17 protein-coding genes and 1 pseudogene are annotated in these 19,210 nt (G+C 40.2%); all 18 read right to left on the bottom strand.

Features of this window, described 5'->3' with window-relative positions; all coding sequences use genetic code 11:
- Positions 1 to 3 precede the first annotated feature (3 nt).
- Positions 4 to 519: an LptE family protein gene (locus K6V26_RS14515; RefSeq protein ID WP_224265686.1), complete on the bottom strand. Its 516-nt coding sequence runs from the start codon at positions 517 to 519 to the stop codon at positions 4 to 6.
- A gap of 1 nt (position 520) precedes the next feature.
- Complete coding sequence (locus tag K6V26_RS14520; protein WP_007658895.1) at positions 521 to 1,705, bottom strand: sigma-54 interaction domain-containing protein; 1,185 nt, start codon at positions 1,703 to 1,705, stop codon at positions 521 to 523.
- Positions 1,706 to 1,808: 103 nt separating this feature from the next.
- Positions 1,809 to 2,636, bottom strand: coding sequence for a lysophospholipid acyltransferase family protein (locus tag K6V26_RS14525; protein ID WP_007658898.1), 828 nt, complete (start codon positions 2,634 to 2,636; stop codon positions 1,809 to 1,811).
- A gap of 9 nt (positions 2,637 to 2,645) precedes the next feature.
- Positions 2,646 to 3,533 (bottom strand): CDP-alcohol phosphatidyltransferase family protein, encoded by an 888-nt coding sequence (locus tag K6V26_RS14530; RefSeq protein WP_010802444.1) that lies wholly within the window; start codon positions 3,531 to 3,533, stop codon positions 2,646 to 2,648.
- 6 nt (positions 3,534 to 3,539) lie between these two features.
- Positions 3,540 to 4,268, bottom strand: coding sequence for an SDR family NAD(P)-dependent oxidoreductase (locus tag K6V26_RS14535; RefSeq protein ID WP_007658907.1), 729 nt, complete (start codon positions 4,266 to 4,268; stop codon positions 3,540 to 3,542).
- Between the two features lie 9 nt (positions 4,269 to 4,277).
- Positions 4,278 to 4,745, bottom strand: coding sequence for an adenylyltransferase/cytidyltransferase family protein (locus tag K6V26_RS14540; RefSeq protein WP_007658908.1), 468 nt, complete (start codon positions 4,743 to 4,745; stop codon positions 4,278 to 4,280).
- A 179-nt stretch (positions 4,746 to 4,924) separates the two neighbouring features.
- Entirely contained in the window at positions 4,925 to 6,040 is a 1,116-nt protein-coding gene (pdxA, locus tag K6V26_RS14545; protein WP_010802442.1) for a 4-hydroxythreonine-4-phosphate dehydrogenase PdxA, read from the bottom strand.
- A 13-nt stretch (positions 6,041 to 6,053) separates the two neighbouring features.
- A complete protein-coding gene (locus K6V26_RS14550) occupies positions 6,054 to 7,091 on the bottom strand; it encodes a DUF4837 family protein (protein ID WP_007658916.1) in 1,038 nt (345 codons plus the stop codon).
- Between the two features lie 55 nt (positions 7,092 to 7,146).
- A complete protein-coding gene (gene rlmN, locus K6V26_RS14555; protein WP_046144999.1) occupies positions 7,147 to 8,178 on the bottom strand; it encodes a 23S rRNA (adenine(2503)-C(2))-methyltransferase RlmN in 1,032 nt (343 codons plus the stop codon).
- A 121-nt stretch (positions 8,179 to 8,299) separates the two neighbouring features.
- Positions 8,300 to 10,435: a peptidylprolyl isomerase gene (locus K6V26_RS14560; RefSeq protein WP_224265687.1), complete on the bottom strand. Its 2,136-nt coding sequence runs from the start codon at positions 10,433 to 10,435 to the stop codon at positions 8,300 to 8,302.
- A 97-nt stretch (positions 10,436 to 10,532) separates the two neighbouring features.
- Positions 10,533 to 11,789 (bottom strand): hemolysin family protein, encoded by a 1,257-nt coding sequence (locus K6V26_RS14565; protein WP_173015292.1) that lies wholly within the window; start codon positions 11,787 to 11,789, stop codon positions 10,533 to 10,535.
- A 7-nt stretch (positions 11,790 to 11,796) separates the two neighbouring features.
- The gene (gene lptC, locus K6V26_RS14570) at positions 11,797 to 12,462 is read right to left on the bottom strand and encodes an LPS export ABC transporter periplasmic protein LptC (RefSeq protein WP_007658920.1); all 666 of its coding nucleotides are present in this window, start codon (positions 12,460 to 12,462) and stop codon (positions 11,797 to 11,799) included.
- Between the two features lie 2 nt (positions 12,463 to 12,464).
- A complete protein-coding gene (locus K6V26_RS14575) occupies positions 12,465 to 13,829 on the bottom strand; it encodes a tetratricopeptide repeat protein (protein WP_010802438.1) in 1,365 nt (454 codons plus the stop codon).
- A gap of 30 nt (positions 13,830 to 13,859) precedes the next feature.
- A complete protein-coding gene (locus K6V26_RS14580) occupies positions 13,860 to 15,143 on the bottom strand; it encodes a hypothetical protein (RefSeq protein WP_224265688.1) in 1,284 nt (427 codons plus the stop codon).
- Positions 15,130 to 15,858: a type III pantothenate kinase gene (locus K6V26_RS14585; RefSeq protein ID WP_232434128.1), complete on the bottom strand. Its 729-nt coding sequence runs from the start codon at positions 15,856 to 15,858 to the stop codon at positions 15,130 to 15,132. Before K6V26_RS14585 ends, K6V26_RS14580 begins: the two co-directional genes overlap by 14 nt.
- A gap of 196 nt (positions 15,859 to 16,054) precedes the next feature.
- A pseudogene (lepB, locus tag K6V26_RS14590) lies at positions 16,055 to 16,483 on the bottom strand (signal peptidase I); the annotation flags it as partial.
- A 4-nt stretch (positions 16,484 to 16,487) separates the two neighbouring features.
- Positions 16,488 to 17,729, bottom strand: coding sequence for a transglutaminase-like domain-containing protein (locus K6V26_RS14595; RefSeq protein WP_224265689.1), 1,242 nt, complete (start codon positions 17,727 to 17,729; stop codon positions 16,488 to 16,490).
- Positions 17,730 to 18,027: 298 nt separating this feature from the next.
- Positions 18,028 to 19,110 carry a 6-bladed beta-propeller gene (locus tag K6V26_RS14600; protein ID WP_224265690.1) on the bottom strand — a complete coding sequence of 361 codons (1,083 nt, stop codon included), beginning with the start codon at positions 19,108 to 19,110 and terminating at the stop codon, positions 18,028 to 18,030.
- Positions 19,111 to 19,210: the final 100 nt, after the last annotated feature.

A 19,210-nucleotide genomic window follows, 5' to 3' on the forward strand; every position in this document is an offset into this window, starting at 1 on the left:
ATATTACCAATTGGCTACGGTTGCATTATAAATCTGATCCGTCAACTCGTCAATGATCTCCGCACAGAGTTCGGCCTGTACATCCTGTAACATCCGGGTAGCATCAAACTCACGATAAGCAGAAAAACTCTGTGCATCAAAATCCTCATCAGGGTTTGTACGATTAGAATAACTCACGCGCACAGTTATCGTCAACTTTGTCTGTGAAGACCAGGCATCTTCCTTAACAGCCATTGGTGTCAGTTCATATCCGGTAATCTCACCTTCCAGCTCCAGGTCACCATTATTGTTGACCATCTGAAGACGTGTCTGACGGATATAAATATCCTTCAACGCTTCAGTAAACTCCTGTGATAACGGAGGATAAACCAAAGGTGCCTGATTTGGAAAGTCCTTAATAGTTATCGTTTTTACCTTTGTATAGTCAATCGAAGCTCCATTGAACTTGTAGGAAATGGAACAGGCCGTCACCATGACTCCTATCAGTAAACAAAACCAGATTATATTCTTTCTCAACATATTATTCCAAATTATATTCTTTAATCTTTCTATAAAGAGTACGTTCTGATATTTTCAGATCAGCCGCCGCATTTTTCCTCCGTCCGTTATGTTTCTCCAATGCTTTACGGATCATCTCTTTCTCCACTTCTTCCAAAGAAAGAGTTTCTTCTTCCTCTACGGCTTCCGCTTCCTGAATCGGAGCAGAATGTACAGGACGGATCGGATGGGCATAGGGCGTCTCATCGGCAACCGGCATAGGCATCTTACCTCCCATTATATCGTGAACCAGCTTTTTCAGATCATTGACATCCTTCTTCATATCAAAAAGGACCTGGTAAAGTATCTCGCGTTCACTATTGAAAAACTTCTGGTCGTTATCCTGCTTTTTGACCAGCACCGGATATTTTTCCACATTCAGATCGGGAAGATACAAACGCAGAACGTCTGCTGTAATATCACGGTTCTCTTCGATAACCGAGATACGCTCCGTTATATTCTTCAACTCACGGACGTTACCCGGCCAACGGTAGGAGGTCAGCAGCTGTCGTGCTTCATCATCCAAGCGAACCGGCGGCATACGATATTTCTCCGCACAGTCTCCGGCAAATTTACGAAACAACAAGATGATATCATCCGGACGTTCACGCAACGGAGGAATCTGGATAGGTACGGTATTCAAACGATAATACAGATCTTCACGGAATTTTCCGTCGGCCACCGCCTGTATCAGATTAACATTCGTTGCAGCAACAATCCTCACATTCGTTTTCAGCACCTTTGAAGAACCGACTTTTATAAACTCACCGGTCTCAAGCACACGCAGCAAACGGGCTTGTGTCGGGATAGGCAGTTCCCCTACTTCATCCAGAAAAATAGTTCCGCCGTCGGCTACTTCAAAATATCCTTTACGGTCGGCCAAAGCTCCGGTAAAGGAACCTTTTTCATGTCCGAACAACTCTGAGTCAATCGTTCCTTCCGGAATGGCACCACAGTTTACGGCTATATACTGTCCGTGTTTACGCGGACTGTTCTGATGTATAATCTGTGGAAAAGTTTCTTTACCGACACCACTCTCCCCGGTAATAAGCACAGACAAATCTGTCGGAGCCACCTGTAGAGCGACATCGATTGCCCTGTTCAGGCCAGGGCTGTTTCCTATAATTCCAAAACGCTGTTTTATTTGCTGGACATCAACCTTAATCATCATATCTTCTATTGAATATCTGTAATTATTTCAGTTTGTCTGCCAAAATTACAAATCTTAATTCAAATTCCAGCTATCAGGAGTAGATTCTATCAGCGGTTTCTCATTTTTTTGCAGCATAAGTGCGATTGAATAAAAATTCAGCCAGTGCCGTATCATCTGCAAAATTCTTCATTTCTTCCGGAGAGATAGGTTTCCCCACATACACATCGACCGTTTTACCGCGTTTGTTGAAGGCTTCGGCAGGAATGCGCAAAGTACGTATTTTCCAACTGATACTTCCCAACCAGTAAAAGAAGCGGGAATTAAGAAAATCAAAGTAAACTGGATATACCGGCACATTTGCCTTCCGGATCAGGCGAATCACGCTATGTGTCCAGGGCAAGTCATGGATCTCTTTATCATCCTTATTATAAAAGGAAATCGCCCCAGCCGGAAAGAATCCCATCGGATGCCCTTCTTTCAGTCGCTGCAAAGAATAACGCACCCCGTTTATGTTGGCCGGATTCGGACCATTACCGGTTGAATCGGGCAACACCGAAACAAAATTATCCTTCATGGCACCGATCTTCACCAGAATTTCGTTCACCATCACTTTAAAGTCCGGACGACGAGCGGCCATAATGTCAATCAATATAATGCCGTCGATCGAACCGATCGGATGATTGGATATGGTTATAAATGCCCCTTCGGGCAAGTTATCCAGTATTTCCGCATGATGCAGATTATACTTGATATCGATCAGGGGATCGCTCAGTAATGCTGTAGTAAACGCTGAGCCACGCAGATGGCAGTTATTGGCATGCACTTTGTTTACTTTGTCAACACTCAACCACTTAATCAATAATTTGCCAAGGAAGGTGCCTATACGGCTTTTGAAGAACGGGGCAGCTTCCTGCAAATCATTAATGTCTACTACGCTCTTTTTCATACTTTTTATTTATTCAATAAACGATGCGCACATTTTTTCGTGCTTGCGCATCGACAATAACAGCACGATATTCAATACGATTATCTCATACAGGAAATAAACCCATACTTCGCCGACCAATACAACTATAAACATAACGATCGTACGTCCGTTAAATGTCAGGAGATCAATATAACGCATTAACTCACGACTTTGTTTACGAAAAGCAATACGCACATTTTCCGGAATATCATCTCCGTATTTGGCATGGAGGCTCTGCAACATACGCTGCAAGGCAGGAGTGGCTTTCACCTGAAGTAATGTGTATCCCCTATAAAGGAAATAAAAAGTTTTATTGATACCCAGCTTCATCTCCTTATGACGGGCAATGACCTGTTCCAGCGACTGGAACTCAGCTCCTTTGTCCTTACTGATAAAATAGAGATGTAATGTTTTATAATAATCGGTTATATTAGCCTGCACTAGATGGGATAAACCGGACACAACGGCCAAAGCAAAAAACCAATAAGTACCATACTCATGAGACAGACGAAGGGCAAAACCGACATAGATAGAGGCAAACCAGATATCACCGGCAAATCCGTCCAATATACGCCCGATAGCGGACTTGATACCTGTCAGACGAGCCAGCTGTCCGTCTACGCAATCCAGTATATTGGCAAAAACCAACAATAAAATACCACAAATAGTATAAACCAGATTATCATGATAAAACATGAAGCCGACAGCAGCTCCCACAAATATAGAAATGACCGTTACCATATTCGGGGTAATCCCCGTGCCGCGCAACATACGAGCGATACGAAAACCTATCGGACGGTAAAACGCCCGGTCGACAACATTTTCTGTTTCTATTGATTTTAGTGATGCTTCGTATTCTTTATCCAAATTACTCATGATCTATTATTTATACGAATATCCGCCGTCTACAACGACCACTTCGCCATTAAAATAACTATTTTCTATTAACATCTTATACACTTCGGCCAACTCTTCCGGATCACAGAAACGGCCTAAAGAAACTTTATTTTCTATATTCCGCCGTATTTCTGCCGGTTTAGTCTTCTGCCATTCGGTATCGACAAACCCGGGAGCAACTGCGTTCACACGCAATTCATAAGGAACCAGGAATTTAACCATATTCTTCACTAAGGCATGTACAGCACTCTTTGTCACTCCGTAAGCCAGAGATACCGAATGTGGCTGGATCCCCATCAGGGAACCGGTAAAGACCACACTACCACCTTTATTTATCCGTCCGACAATACGTTGCAATAAGAATACCGGAAAATGAACATTAGCAAAGAATACACGTTCCCAATCAGTAAGTGACAAATCCTCGAACGAATCGCGGCAAGTCAATCCCGCATTAAAGATCAGTGCATCTAAAAGCAAATTCTTCTCCTGCAAATAAGCATCTATTTTATCAATGGACTCTTTTTTTGTAATATCAGCCTCTAGCACAGACACATTGATTCCGAATTGCTGTTGCAAACCTTCGCGGGTTTGTTCGGCCATCCCGGGATCGGAAGCATAAGTAAGCACAAGGTTATACCCGGCTTTCCCCAAACAGAGAGCCACCGCTTTACCTATACCCTTTGTACCACCGGTAATTAAAGCACACTTTTCCATGAGTAATCTTTATTCCTCCCCTTTCCCCTTTACAGTGGCAGGTTTAGCATGTCGTTGATATTTCAGATTTTCTTCGTAAGAATCATGAATCGTTTTCTTCAGATTAGAGGAAGAAACCCCGGTTCCATAAGGGAAATAAAAAACCTGTACGCCTAAATCTTTTAAATAATCATATTTACCAAACCAGTCATCCCCCACAACAAAAGCATCGATATTCAGCTTCTTTACGATCTCCGTATGATCCAGTGTATGCTGCGGTATTACAATATCCGGAGTTTTCAACGCTTCAATAATTTGAAGGCGTTCATTGAACGGGATAATAGGATTCGCTTTATAAGAAGAAACCAGTTCGTCCGTGCTCACTCCTACAATCAGGATATCAGCCAGGCTACGGGCATAATTGATCATCCGGAGATGATTATAATGAAACATATCGAATGTTCCGGAGGTATATACGATCGTTTTATCTTTAAACATAATTCATGTTGCAATTTTGAACCACAAACTTACGCAAACTTTTCCTATCAAAAAAAGTTTGAAGTCAAAAAGCGCAATACAGACCATATTATTATAAAATACAACAGATATGGACCGTTAGTCTTTATAACAAATATCCCCTGAAAAAGCATGTTTCCAGGGGATCTGTTTTTTATTATTTACTGAGGACAAACCTCTGCATCGTCATCTTTGGTAAGATCCAGCTTTTCATTATCGCCTCCCTTATCAAAATATTGCTTGCGGAGAGGGTTCGCAGTAGCTTCCCGATAATTCAACCTGTTCCGGTAAATATCCAGCGCAGTATATAAGGCCTGGCGGAACGACTCTTCGGAAGCCACATTCTGTCCGGCTATATCGTAAGCTGTTCCGTGAGCCGGCGAAGTACGGACAATCGACAGACCGGCCGTATAGTTAACCCCGTCATCCATGGCCAGCGTTTTAAACGGCGCCAAGCCCTGATCATGGTACATCGCTAATACGCCATCAAATTTGTCGTACATCTGAGAGCCGAAAAATCCGTCTGCCGCATAAGGTCCAAAAGACATGACACCTCTTTTTTCCGCCTCTTCCATGGCCGGAATAATGATCGTTTCCTCTTCTTTTCCCAATAAGCCATCATCACCTGCATGAGGATTCAATGAAAGCACGGCAATACGTGGTTTTACAATCCCGAAATCCTGTTTGAGCGACTGATTGAATATGCGCAATTTCGACACGATATCCTCTACGGTTATTCTGGAAGGAACTTCTGCCAATGGGATATGTCCGGTCACCAAAGCAACACGCAGACCATCTTTCATCAAAATCATCAATGCTTTCCGGCCCACTCCGCCAAAACGTTCTTCCAGGTATTCGGTATGTCCCGGAAAATGGAACTCGTCATTCTGGATATTGTGCTTATTGATCGGTGCTGTCAGCAATACATCAACAGCACCCCGTTTCAAGTCTGTAACAGCAGCTTCCAAAGCTAAAAATGCAGCTTCTCCGGCTATCGATGTCGACTGCGATAATTCTACTTTTGTTTCATCGTCCACACAGTTGATGATATTCACCCGGTTAATACCGGCATCTTCTGCCTGGGAAATGATGTTCATATTCACAGGAGGCAATTCCAACGCTTTCCGGTGATAAGCTGCGATTTTTGATGATCCGTATATAACCGGAGTACAAAGTTCGGCAACTCTGGCATCCGAGAATGTTTTCAGTATCACCTCATATCCGATGCCATTTATATCTCCGTGGGTAATGCCCACCTTAATCAATCGTTCTTCCATGTATTATGTTTGTTTATTTCTTACTTTCCGGTATGTCGAGCTTTTCTTCCACCGATTTTTCAAATTCACCCGGTAAGCGAAGTGTATATAAAGCTGCTTCGATACGGCGGATAAAATTACGTTTATCTGTTTCAGGAGCAAAAACAAAGCCTTCGGCTACAACGACCCGGTTATTCTTTTCATCCAGACGGACATGACTGACAAACGGTCCGCCCATCATATCACCGACCATCTTCCACAAACCGCGTAGCACACCGCAATATTTGCCATTAACAGTGATCGGCGTATAATCAACCCCAAAACGGGACTCAGTCGTCATATACGATTCAGGGAAAGCTCCCGGCAGATTTTCCTTCAACACCGAGTCGCGCTTTGCTACCAGATATTCTGCCGTGAAGGTATTCGGATCGGTATAAGGGAAAGTATATACAATCAAATCTGTACGACCAGTATTGGCATTATTGGATGCCCAGAAGAAATCTGTCGTATCACGATAATAGGTCATATTAGACGGAGCATTCAGCATCAGGTCATGATTATTTTTCAGGTTATCCATGACAACTGTACTGTAATCTTTCTCCAACTGGCCAATCGCCCGGTTCATTTCAACTTTCACAAAGAAATCAACCAGCGCTTTCGGATGAGCCTGTGAATATTCAATAATAGCTTCAGGAGAAGGAGCATTCAGTGTCACAACTACCTGCCCTTTAGCCCAACGGTCGTTTTCATAGCTTATCGAAGCCTTCGTGTAAATAGACGGATCAATATTTACAATCAGTATATTGCGGACATAAGTCAATAATCCGTCGAATTGTGAAGGATCTACATAAGTAATCTTCAATGCAGGTTCAGATTGAGGAAGACCAGGGACATCAGATGTCAGCTCTTGTTTAATAGCCTTTCCCGAAGGGCCATCCCAATCAGCTTTTTTCATTACAACTACAACCTCATAAGCAAGGCCTGTGGCCCGTTTTCCAACCGGTCCTGAGCTACATGCTCCCAGCAATACCAGAAACATGAGTAAGCTAATCTGTAAAGAAATCTTTTTCATACCCATTCGTTTTTATAACACAAATATAATTCTTTTCTATCAAATGACTTGTCTTCTATCCGTTTTGTTGTTTTTTTGCTGTCGACAGCATTCCGCAGGCGGCAAATATATCCTCTCCTCTCGAAGCACGGATTGTACAAACAATCCCTGCATTGTTCAATGTATCACGAAAGACTTCCATCTTCGCCAAATCCGAACTTTCCAACGGGACGTTGGGGATAGCATGAAAACGAATCAGGTTAACCCTGCAATCTACATCATTTAATAAACAAATCAGGGCTTTAGCATGTTTCAGGCTATCATTTAAATTTTTAAAAACTATATATTCAAAAGAAACACGGCGTTGATGGGAGAAATCATACTGCCTGATGAGATCAATGACGCCCTGTGCCGGATAAGCTTTTTCTACAGGCATTAAAGACAAACGTTCTTCATGAAAAGGAGAATGCAGACTGACCGCCAGATGGCAGTCGCTTTCTTCCAGAAAACGCTTCAAACCTTTTGCCACCCCGATAGTGGAAACTGTTATCCGCTTGGGACTCCACCCATATCCATAGGTAGAAGTAAGGATTTCAAGGACCTTAAACAACTCATCCACATTATCCAAAGGCTCCCCCATTCCCATAAAGACCAGATTTGTCAATGATTCTGATTCCGGAACAGACTGGATTTGGTTTAATATTTGATTTGCCGTAAGATTGGCAGTAAAACCTTGTTTACCCGTCATACAAAACAGGCAGTTCATCTTGCATCCGACCTGCGAAGACACACATAATGTAGCCCTGTCGTCGGTCGGGATATAAACAGCCTCCACAAAATTGCCGTTCCCTGCAGCAAATAAATATTTAATCGTTCCATCGACCGATTTCATACAATCAACCGGAGGGAGTGCCCCTACCTCAAAAGACTCTTCCAAAAGAGTACGTTTGGCAACAGCAATATTAGTCATTTCCGCAATAGAGGTAACTTTCTTCTTATACAGCCAATCGGCCATCTGTTTTGCTGCGTATCCCGGTAAACCGACCTGTGCCGCCACTTCCTTCAGTTCGTCCAGCGTCATGCCTAACAATTGTCTCTTTTCTTGCATTGTATATTGTTATATAACGATTAATCCGGCACAAAGATAAAAAAAGCTGCCGGACTTTTCTGAATAAGTCCGGCAGCTTTCCTTAAAAAGGATTATGTAATACCTTTTGAGCTTTATTTGTTTAGAAGAAACGTATACGGTTGTCTTCTACATCTGCTTTGTTAACCAGTGACTGGATAGCCTGGAATCCGAAGCGGTATGCGTTCGATGCATCCAACGTTTTAATTTCTTCTGCTTCGTTGTATTCTTTTGCATCCTTGTTTCTGTCGTATACTTTAAATACATATACGCCATTGTTACCGGCAACCGGAGCACTTACCTGACCAACCTCAGCAAGAGAAACCATTGCATTCAGTTTCGGCTCTACACCGATACCGGAGATACGACGTGTTCCGAAGTTGATAAACTTCACTGAATCAACTTTTGAACCCATTGCATCAGCATAAGCTTCAACAGATGTCAGATTTTTAGCCTTCAGATCAGCAGCGATCTTCTCACCTTTCTTCTGAGCAGCGATTTCAGCTTTCAAAGCAGGAGTTAAAGAGGCAACCGAGCGGTAACCTTCTTTTATAGTACCTTCGACGCCTGCAATTACAAACTTATCGTCACATTCAAAGATTTCAGAGATTTTACCCTTATCATTCTGGAATGCCCAACGGATTACCGGACGAGAATTTTTAATGCTACCCAACGTCTGGTTATCAGCAGTAACATTTACACCTGCAATCAGATTATATCCGGCTTCTTTAGCAGCTTCATCCAACTTAGCCAAATCATTGTTCTGTGAAATGAACTGGTTCAACTCGTTATAGATATTGCTATAAGTTTTAGAGCTCGGAGATACTGTCATGTCAATATCCGCTACTTTATACTTATTCACATTAGCTGTCTTTTCTGTTACTTTCACCAGGTGAGTTCCATACAAAGATTTCACTTTTGCAATTTCGTTTACCGGAGTAGAGAAAACAGCATTCTTAAAGTCTTCATTTACACCTCTCAGTGCAGTAATTTCAGTGAACCATCCCAGTTCTCCGCCATTTTCAGCAGCCTGGTCTGCAGAGAATTCTTTTGCCAATGCAGCAAAGTCCCCACCGTTCTTCAGTACATTCATCAAGCTGTCAGCCAAAGCGGTCGTACGGGCTTCGTCCCCATTTGCCAACATAATATGGCTTACCTTAACAGAGTCAGGCCCCATTTTCTTGTCTACCAACTTGAACATTCTGTACTTATCGTTATCGAATACCGGACCATATACAGCACCCACTTCCGAAGTCGTTGCGAATTGTTTCATTTCCGGATCAAAGGCATTTTCTGTAAAGAAAGCATCCATGTAAGGAACTTCTGAATTTTCATTTACAATATCAGCCACCTTTTCAGAAGTCGTGAATTCTTCTTTCAAAGATTCGATATCAGCACTTGCCTTGTCATAATCCTCCTGGCTGGGACGAATGTCAACAGCGATATACTTGATCACTTTACCTTCTTTTTGTTTGTAAAGTTCCTTACGCTGGTTGTACAGCTTTTCGATTTCACTCTTGCTTACTTCGATTGTCGAGTCAGGAATACTTGCATACGACTGCATAGCATAAACAATGTCAGAGTTTTCAGCTGCGTCATTGAATGCTTCTTTTGCATCCAGCACGTTTGCTGCAACAGCCTTACTTAACAATGTTGTATATTTTTGTTCCAGACGCTGACGTTTAATGTTCTTTTCCCAGAACAACCAGAAATTACGAGCCTGGAGCAACTGAGCCTGCTGATCTGCAGGGTAGCTTGCGATATTGTCATCGTCAATTGTTTTCAGGAAATTCAACAGAGCTGTTTTGTCAAACTGTCCGGTCTGCGGATTAACAAACATCTGCATCTGCTGGATCATCGGTGAAATGTTCTCACCCTGAACCATATCAAACAATTCTTCCGGACTTACAGTCATACCTAATTTATCAGTTGCTTCGTCAAGTACAATTTCCTGTACCATAGCATCGAATACCGACTGACGGATCTGATTCATGTATTCTTCGGGCAGATTGGTCTGACCGGATTGCATCTTGTACATCTCAGTCATTTCATCAATACGTCCCTGATAATCCTGAATTTTAATTACTTCCCCGTCAACCTTAGCAACTCTCTCCTGAGTTTGTCTGAAATAAGTAGAACCGGAGTTCAAAAAGTCTCCAATGATAAAAGCGAACAATGCCAAACCCACAACGAGTACGAGCAGTCCTGCTTTGCTTCTGATTTTTTCCAGCGTAGCCATTTATCGTTATTTATTTTTAAAGTTTATATTTTACAGTTTAAGGGCACGAAGATACGAAAAAAAGGATTTGTTACATCTTTTATTCCACTTTTTTTCATCAATTGCCTACTTTCATTCGCACAAGTTCTATTTTCGTTGCCGTTACTTTTATGATTTTAAAAGTATATTTATCAATTACGATTGATTCATTCAATTTAGGAAATTTTTGGTAGAAATGCAGGATATATCCGGCAATCGTTACGTAATCGTCTGATTCCGGGAGCTCAAGATTGAACTTTTCATTGAGAGTATCGATCTCCATACGACCGGATATCAGGTATTCATCGTCCGAAACTTTCCGAGCTACGTATGATTTCATATCATGCTCATCCTCTATCTCTCCAAAGATCTCCTCTACCAGATCCTCCAGCGTCACAATCCCCGCTGTACCGCCAAATTCATCCACAACCACAGCCAGACTCTTTTTGTCCTGCATCAGCACCTTCATCAACTTATTGGCCGCCATCGTTTCCGGGACAATGGAAACAGTCTTTATACTCTGTGTCCAGTCTTCCGGATTTTTAAATAATTCCGATGAATGGATATATCCGATAATATCATCTATATTTTCGTTATAGATCAATATCTTTGACAACCCCGTTTCAATAAACTTAGAACGAAGTTCTTCCATACTGACAGTCTTGTCACAGGCGACAATCTCCGTACGGGGAACAATACAATCGCGCAAACGGACATTGGAAAAATCAAGCGCATTCTGAAATATTTTCACTTCCGTATCCATATCTGAGTTCAGAGGAGCATCTTCGATACTTTGCTGAATAAAGAAGTCAAGATCCACTTTACCTAAAGTACGCCTGCTCGATTGAGTAATATTCTTTACACCCACCAATTTCAGTATCAGATAAGAAATCAGTGCCGAAAACTTCGAGATAGGATATAATATAATGTATATGATCAACAAAGGAACCGAAAACAAATTCAAAGAAAAGTTTGGATTCAATTTGAAAATCGTCTTCGGGATAAACTCGCCTGTAAACAATATCAGGAGTGTCGAGATAATAGACTGAATAAGAACAATCAGAGCCTCATTATCAACGAAACGGGCGATAAACGGTTCCAGAACAATTGCCATCTGTAAACCATAGACAACCAGTGCGATATTATTACCCACCAGCATCGTTGATATAAACTGGTTTGGATTCCGGTAAAAAATATCCAATATCTTACCGGCCATATTCTTATTCTTTTTATCCAGTTCATGCCGCAACTTATTAGAAGAAATAAATGCGATCTCCATGCCGGAAAAAAAAGCGGAAAAGGCTAATGAAATCAATATGTACGTTAATGCATTCACATCAGTTCTATTTTATTGAATCCGGCTTTGCTATATTCACAGCCACAGAATCGCCGGTTGCAGTATTCACACGCGAAGTATCACGTGCTGTATCGCTGACAGGAAATGTTCCCTGCGAATTAAATATCTTATATTTCGTCATGTTCTGGTTCGACTTAAATCCGATGCCGGTGATAATCTTATCCCCTTCTTCCAGCTCAAAGTATTCATCTGTGTAAATTTGGTCTTCTTTCTGGTCGAAATACAGTATTGAAGTATCCAACTTTTTACCTTCCTGGCTTAATATACTCACATGACCAATCAGCTTATACAGCCCTTTCTTATCCCAATAATAAGCAGTATCTGCTTTTACACTTGCTTCTACATTAAACAAGGAATCAAATTTCTCCACGTAAACACCCTGGGGAAAATAGCTGTAAGGCTCCTTGGCTTTTCCGAACACCAACCACTCTTTCGCGTTCATCCGGTAACGGGTGATACCGGAATCAGAGATAAGACTGGAGACATCGGTCGTTCTCAGCGTATAGGTATTTTCCGGATCGAAGGTTACTTCCACCACTTCTTTATTCTCCTTGCCACAGGAAGCCATAAATAAAAGAAGCATAACAACTACCGCGAAAGTAGTTGTTATGCCATATTTGTTCGTTTTACAAAGAAAACGCGTTTCCGTCATAATTATCTGATTCTTGTTGTCTCACCGATCCAACCACCTACAGTAAACGATTTACCCTTTTCCAGATCCGGATGCATGAAAATTTCCTCTGTAGAAGGTAAATGAGCACGATAAGTACCGATCAATTTATTAGCTTCCTCTACACAGCTTTCATCAACCTGTTTTGCTTTTTCCCACTGGTCGATTGCCACATTGTAGGCAGCTCTTGCCAAAACACCGTCATTCGGAAATACATTCTTAACTGTAGCAGCATACATCTGGCCAATCAGGATGTACGGCTGACCATAGCTAGTATTTGTAGCTGCTGCTTTCTTTGCATATTCCCTTGCTTTTGAATAATTTTTCTGATCCAGATTAATCACTGCGATCATATAATAATCTTCAGCTTTTGAAGAAGGGTCTGTTTCCATATTGGCAGCTTCTTCAAAATATTTGACAGCTGTGTCATATTCTTTATTCTTTACAGCACGTTTAGCGATACCGATAGCGGCATCTGCACTCGGCTCAAGTTCATAAGCATAGGCTGCTGCTGCAAAGAATGCATCGATTTCCTGGCAACGAACACGTCTCAACAGAGAAACGATTTCTTTTAAAGCAGCCAGATCACTCTTGCTTTCTTCAACTTTCGGAGCATACAGGTTCTGCAATGTTTCGCAATCGGCAGCACCACTGTTTGCAAACGCACCGTTCACACTGGTTTTGAATGTTGTCAGGTTGTTAACTTCTTTTTCATTGTTAGCAGCCTGTGCAGCCTGCAACTGAGTATCCAGGATTTTAGATGCTTTCAGATAATCTTCAACATATTGTCCTTTGTGATTAGGATCATCAGCCATCTTCTGGTAAGAAGCAAACATATACAAAGAAACACCTAATGCTTCCGTATTGTCTCCATATTCGTTGATGATTTCACCCAACCAATTATACAATTTATTATAATCGGCTTTATCTCCCATTTGCTGGATATAATCCTGTGCCTTACGGGAAACGATCCAGTCTTTACCATAACGTTTGTCATCACCGAAATATTTCACACGTTTGTCATATACTCCCATCAGATCATCGATCAAAGCAGCTTTCTTTGCCGGATCTTTTTCATTGGCAATCTTCCATGCCATGATCTTTACACCATGCAGATAAATATCCTTTGTTGCAGCAGGACATTCATCGTAAACAATTTTCCAAAAATCATATGCATCCTTAAAATTCCCTGCCTTAGCATAAGGAACGAACAAGCTGATATTGGTTATACAACGGATACTGTCCTCACCAGATCCAAATTGTGTTCCATTATCTACTCCTTTCTGTGCATACGCGCCTAGTGCTCCCATAGAGCATGCAGCCGCAATTAATAATACCTTTATTTTCATATCTGTTTTAATTTAAGTTAGCAATTTAAATTAATCTACCTTTTTCTTCCAGAACCACATTTCATTGAATGTGTAATTAACAGTAAAACGGAAATACTGTTCATCAATCATGTTTTTACCACTTGGGTTAATCTTCGTGTATTCAAAAGACACATTTACCAACGAACGGTTATCAACCAACGGTAATCCAAAACCGACACTCACACCATATTCATTATAGCCATTACCTTTATATGCTGCATCATGTGTATTATTTATCATCAGATAGGAATTGCTATAATGGGCACCTGCGCGGTATCTTACCCGACCGAAAAAATTACGATTCTGATAATTTGGAATAAACTCGCCTCCGGCTGCAACCCGAACACGGTTCTTAAAACTATCTTTTGAATCATCATAATACGCTTTATCCCATGTTTCATACAGTACATCCGCAGCTAATGTCATCTTATTATTTTTCACATATGATGCACCAAAACCAATCGAGTTCGGTATATCAAATGCTTTACTCTTTGTCGTATCCGAAGCTACGATCTCGGCAGAACCGGAACTGGTTGCCGCATAAGTCATATTAATATAAGTCGCATTCAAACGGTTTTTGGGAGAAAAGGCCAACCCGAATGTAACATTTTCTGTTTTACTGATCGGGTGGGTATACTGAACACCAAAGTCCAGTTTTATATCCCGTACTTCCAGATTCTGATTACGAATCGTGTTCCGTTCTGAACCCTGTCCTACAATAGAACTCTGCTCATGCTTGATGTTTCCAAAAAGATATCCGACATTCGCTCCGACAGAAAGACGCTTCTTCCATATATCTATAGACAAACCTGCATACAAATCGTTTAATCCGCCGGAACCATTAAATGTTTCCACATAATTAAATCCACCTTCAGATGTTCTCCGGGCACCAAAACTATATCCGACATATGAGTAAGGTAAAATACCCACACTCATCGCAATACGTTTATGTATCGGGAACTGCATTGCAATATACTCCACATTCCCATTAATATTGTGCTGTTTATTGACTCCGTCATCAAACCATGAAAGCTGACCTGAAGCACCAAAATCAAACAAAAATGTCAATGAATCCATACAACTGTACGATGCCGGGTTCATCGGGTTGATCTGTTTCGACGATCTTAATCCGAAACCAACGCCACCCATTGCCCGTCCGGCTCCGAATGAACGATCCGCTAATTCACCATACCCAAAACGGGTATAGGGCGAGTTAGTATTATTTTGTGCCGCTAGCGACAACTGTGTCAATATAAGAATGCTTGCTATTAGTAGCTTATTAATCTTCAACATTATACTCTAAGATTCTGTTTAATCCTGTCAACACTAAATTAATGTCTGCAAAGATGGAGTTTTTTAGTCGGCTTTCAAAATAAAACGAATGACCGCCTGTTAAAAAAACCAAAAGGTTAGGATATTTTATCCGTAACTTCTCGATATACCCGTCCATCTCGTAGACTATCCCATTCACTACTCCTGCCTGGATAGCACTCTCGGTATTGGTACCCAATAAAGGGACTTCCTCCTGTTCCGTCACCAAAGGTAGTTTTTTTGTATAAAAGTTCAAAGCCTTGAAACGGGTAGTCATTCCCGGAGAGATATTCCCTCCCAGATAAGCACCCGAGGCCTCAATCAATTCGTAAGTAATTGCTGTGCCAGCATCAATGACAAGCAGGTCTTTTCCCGGTTCCAGGTAATTGGCACCGACAGCCGCAGCCAACCGGTCTTTTCCCAAAGTTTCGGGCGTTTCATATTGAACCGTTATAGGCAACTTTACAGTTTCATCCAAAAAGATAAAGCGCCGGAGCTTACCACGCAGGTAATCATTCAGCACTTCATTTTTGCCTATCACAGTCGACAATATTCCATGTTTAAAATCGTATTTCCCAAAGAGAGACTCCAATTCATCAACATCGAATTTCTTATATACAAAAGAGGCTTCCATGTGCTTCTTGTTGTATACCGCAACTTTTGAAGAGGTGTTTCCTTGTTCTATAATTAAATTCACGTGACTGAAATTTTCCGCAAAGAAAAGCAAAATTGGTGAAATAACACCTATACAGGCAGCACAAACTGAAAAAAAGAGTTATCCAAGCAATTGTATTTCTACCTGTGACCCAAACGATGCACAGCCGAAAAATCCCGCTAACAGCGAGTTGTAACCAGTTTATATCAGAAATCTGTCCCATCTGAATTTATCCGGAAGTTTGTACGCCTTCCACATGAAAGAATCCGTTTCGGATGGATAAGGTATCTCCCGGTATTCCGACACACCGTTTGATGTAATATTTGAGTATATGCATTTCAATTTTATCCCAACTGTTTGGATATGGGAAATTGAAAACCAGAATATCATTGCGTTTTATCTTTTTGAAACCGGGAATGCGATAAATCTCTGTTTGTTCGTTTCTCATGGAGGCAAACAGGTTGAATATGCGAGGTCCAACAATCGGTTTCCAGACAAGTATATTGTCTCCGGCAATTAATCCCGGTTCCATCAAATCGCTGGGAATTTTGAAAGAAGCAAAGACAAATACCTGTAAAACAAACCATAGAGCAACTGTCATACATAGCCAAAAGACTGTATTGATGGCTTTGTTGATCAGGTTGTGTATTTTCCTATTCTCTTTCATCGAATTAATAGCTTTTTATACTGTCGTTTTCAATAAAAAATATCCGTTGGTTAACGATCCTTTCCGGAATAGTGAACCATAATAATGCATTTGTCGGTATTTGATCGTATGTTTGTGTTGTATCAGTTGAACTTGCATATTCTAACGGGATAAAACGTTCTTTTTCTGTATCCCAAAAGTGTAGTGTATGTTCCTGATCCAGTTTTTTCTTACGCTTATTCAATGTGAATGATTGTTTATGCTCTTTTTGAGGGATAAATTTACGAATATTTCCATCTTTATCCGTATAAAAGGGAGCAGTAATATTTCGTAATTTATTCCCATCCGGTGAATCGGCAACCATGAAGATGTTATCTCCAACAACGTTTTCGAAATAACAAACGGTATCTTTTCTATGTCCGATCGCTATCGGGCACCATTCATAATAGTTATAAGTACATAAATAGACTTGATTTGATTTTCCTTTTTTTCCGTTGTTTTTGTCGACAGAAACCTTTATCAATGTCGTTTTATCCAGATATTCATTGGTAACATCATAGATTAGAGGACTTTTTAGAATCGTAACATATCCGTCGTCTTTTTTATCCATTATAGAAAAGTCCGGATCAAAACGTGAACGATATACTTTAGCCGGTCGTCTATGTCTGACTTCTGAGAAAGAGCGTGCATGTGTGTCGGGTTGATCTTCTCCTGGTCCGAAACTGTAGAATTTTCCATTGTCTAAAACTACGCACCAGATATGGCCTAAGTCCATTTTAGTCCAGGTCGTTTGTTCTACTGTAACCGGAATACCGCAAGCTCTCATTATAAAAGTACCCAGATTGCATAATCCTTCGCATTGGCTGATTCCGGAACGGTAGGTTTCGTCAATGGTTGGATAAAAGGGAAGACCGGTATGTCCATATTTCATAATGCCTTTCAGATGCTCATTAAGTACGAAGCATGCCTCTAAAGGAGTTTTTACTTTAGCAGAATCCAGTATGGGAACGAAGCGTTCCATAATTTCTCTTCTCAAATGAGATACCTCTTCACATTGTGCGCGGTAGGGGAGGATGTATTTACAGAAATCATTGAATGAAACATTTTTTGCCCATGGCTTTTGCCAGACAGTAAAAGCCAGTTCTATGTTATCAATAAGAAAGCGGCTGTCAAGTGTCGATATATCATATTTTTTCTGTTTGTGAATTTTGTATCCGCATTTAAGTAATGAATCGCAATATTCTTTTACAGCAACTTCTTTTCTCATGGATTCAAAGTTTGGGTGATATTCCTCCTTTTGGGGTGATATAAAATATTCTTCCAGTGAATAATGATAAGGCATATTTAATATCAGAAACTTGGCAGCTCTTAATTTAAGTGGATTTTCTTTATAAGAGTTTAAGGTTTTTTTCAACTCACCTCGATTCTCCCTTCCTGCTTTTAGTGCAAATTCAAAATTCCTGTCATTTATTGCAGAACAAGAATAAAGTAAAATTATGATTGTCAAACAAAAAGGTGTTTTCATATTATACTGATTTTAAAGCTATATATTTGTTTTATCTTTTCTAAAAAAACTCAATAACAATAGGATTGTCATCTATTTCGCATTTAATTTCGTTACCATCTTTGTCTGTAATTTTTTCACCACTTTCCAAAAGTAGATCCGATCTTAAGTAAAGTAATAAGCTGCTATCACTATCTCCTATAGTCATTGTAGGAGCGAATGAACCGACAGTAAATTCTGTAGAAGTAATCTGTCCGTTTTGGATTTTTGCAATATAATTTTTACCAGCATAACGAAGCTCAACCCAAATTGTATCATTTAGTGAAACAATATTACTAATAAAAGAGCCCTTATTGGCTTCGCCTATAAAGTCTGTTCCATGAATTTCAAATAACTCCAACATTTGTTTGTCACTGAGATATGACGTTTCTTTAGTAAAGTATCCTTTACTAAATGTTTCTGTTTTCGGATCAAATGAAATGAAAGCATTCGAAATACCTAATTGAAATAGGTATTTGGAGTCATATTTGACAAATTGAACAGGTCTGAATACTAAATAAGGTATTTTCTTTTCAAGATACTCAGAAAGTATATTACCATTCTTATCTGTAAGTGTTAAAGAATGCTCGTTCTGTCCGGTAACAAATAGAACATGGGAATTATCCATTCGTTTAAATTTGTATATAGCAAAAGGATAGCTTATTTTATAAATAAATGAACAATCATTAGCATCGTAGATTTTTAAATTTTGATAATCAGATACCCAGATTTCTGTTCTTCCATCTATTTCATATACATCAAAATCTTCAATATATGAATACTCTTCAGGTCCATTTCCCTTATTGTCTAATACTGATATAAATTTGCCCTGTTCATTAAAATGAAAAATCGATCTTCCACCTGAAGATATATAATAGTGACCTTTAAATTTTTTTATCTTGTGAATTACTCCAATCAGACATTCTGGAGTAGTCTCTAATTGTGTAATACTGTATTTATCAGAAAATAATTCACTCCACTTAGGTTTATTATCCTTGGGAATAGTAAGACCTTTTAATAGTACCTCTTGTTCTTTGTCCTGCCTGTTAGAACATGCAGTAAATATACAAAGCAAAATAATAATAAATATAGTTGTTCCTTTCATATATGTTATATTTTTCAGTGACAGTTGACAAACGACAGTTAAGATTTATACTCGACAAATAAATCAGCTGAAAGCCGAAATAACTCTTAATTGCTGTTTG

It is taken from the genome of Parabacteroides goldsteinii (assembly GCF_020091425.1).
Classification (GTDB): Bacteria; Bacteroidota; Bacteroidia; order Bacteroidales; family Tannerellaceae; genus Parabacteroides; species Parabacteroides goldsteinii.

What these genes read in the sequence shown, in the direction of transcription:
- pdxA (WP_010802442.1), bottom strand. Translation starts at nt 6,040, where the DNA reads ATGGAAGAACGATTGATTAAGGTGGGCATTACCCACGGAGATATAAAT.
- K6V26_RS14575 (WP_010802438.1), bottom strand. Translation starts at nt 13,829, where the DNA reads ATGAAAATAAAGGTATTATTAATTGCGGCTGCATGCTCTATGGGAGCA.
- K6V26_RS14535 (WP_007658907.1), bottom strand. Translation starts at nt 4,268, where the DNA reads ATGGAAAAGTGTGCTTTAATTACCGGTGGTACAAAGGGTATAGGTAAA.
- lptC (WP_007658920.1), bottom strand. Translation starts at nt 12,462, where the DNA reads ATGACGGAAACGCGTTTTCTTTGTAAAACGAACAAATATGGCATAACA.
- K6V26_RS14560 (WP_224265687.1), bottom strand. Translation starts at nt 10,435, where the DNA reads ATGGCTACGCTGGAAAAAATCAGAAGCAAAGCAGGACTGCTCGTACTC.
- K6V26_RS14525 (WP_007658898.1), bottom strand. Translation starts at nt 2,636, where the DNA reads ATGAAAAAGAGCGTAGTAGACATTAATGATTTGCAGGAAGCTGCCCCG.
- rlmN (WP_046144999.1), bottom strand. Translation starts at nt 8,178, where the DNA reads ATGCAAGAAAAGAGACAATTGTTAGGCATGACGCTGGACGAACTGAAG.
- K6V26_RS14550 (WP_007658916.1), bottom strand. Translation starts at nt 7,091, where the DNA reads ATGAAAAAGATTTCTTTACAGATTAGCTTACTCATGTTTCTGGTATTG.
- K6V26_RS14520 (WP_007658895.1), bottom strand. Translation starts at nt 1,705, where the DNA reads ATGATTAAGGTTGATGTCCAGCAAATAAAACAGCGTTTTGGAATTATA.
- K6V26_RS14600 (WP_224265690.1), bottom strand. Translation starts at nt 19,110, where the DNA reads ATGAAAGGAACAACTATATTTATTATTATTTTGCTTTGTATATTTACT.
- K6V26_RS14530 (WP_010802444.1), bottom strand. Translation starts at nt 3,533, where the DNA reads ATGAGTAATTTGGATAAAGAATACGAAGCATCACTAAAATCAATAGAA.
- K6V26_RS14595 (WP_224265689.1), bottom strand. Translation starts at nt 17,729, where the DNA reads ATGAGAAAAGAAGTTGCTGTAAAAGAATATTGCGATTCATTACTTAAA.
- K6V26_RS14540 (WP_007658908.1), bottom strand. Translation starts at nt 4,745, where the DNA reads ATGTTTAAAGATAAAACGATCGTATATACCTCCGGAACATTCGATATG.
- K6V26_RS14580 (WP_224265688.1), bottom strand. Translation starts at nt 15,143, where the DNA reads ATGTTGAAGATTAATAAGCTACTAATAGCAAGCATTCTTATATTGACA.
- K6V26_RS14515 (WP_224265686.1), bottom strand. Translation starts at nt 519, where the DNA reads ATGTTGAGAAAGAATATAATCTGGTTTTGTTTACTGATAGGAGTCATG.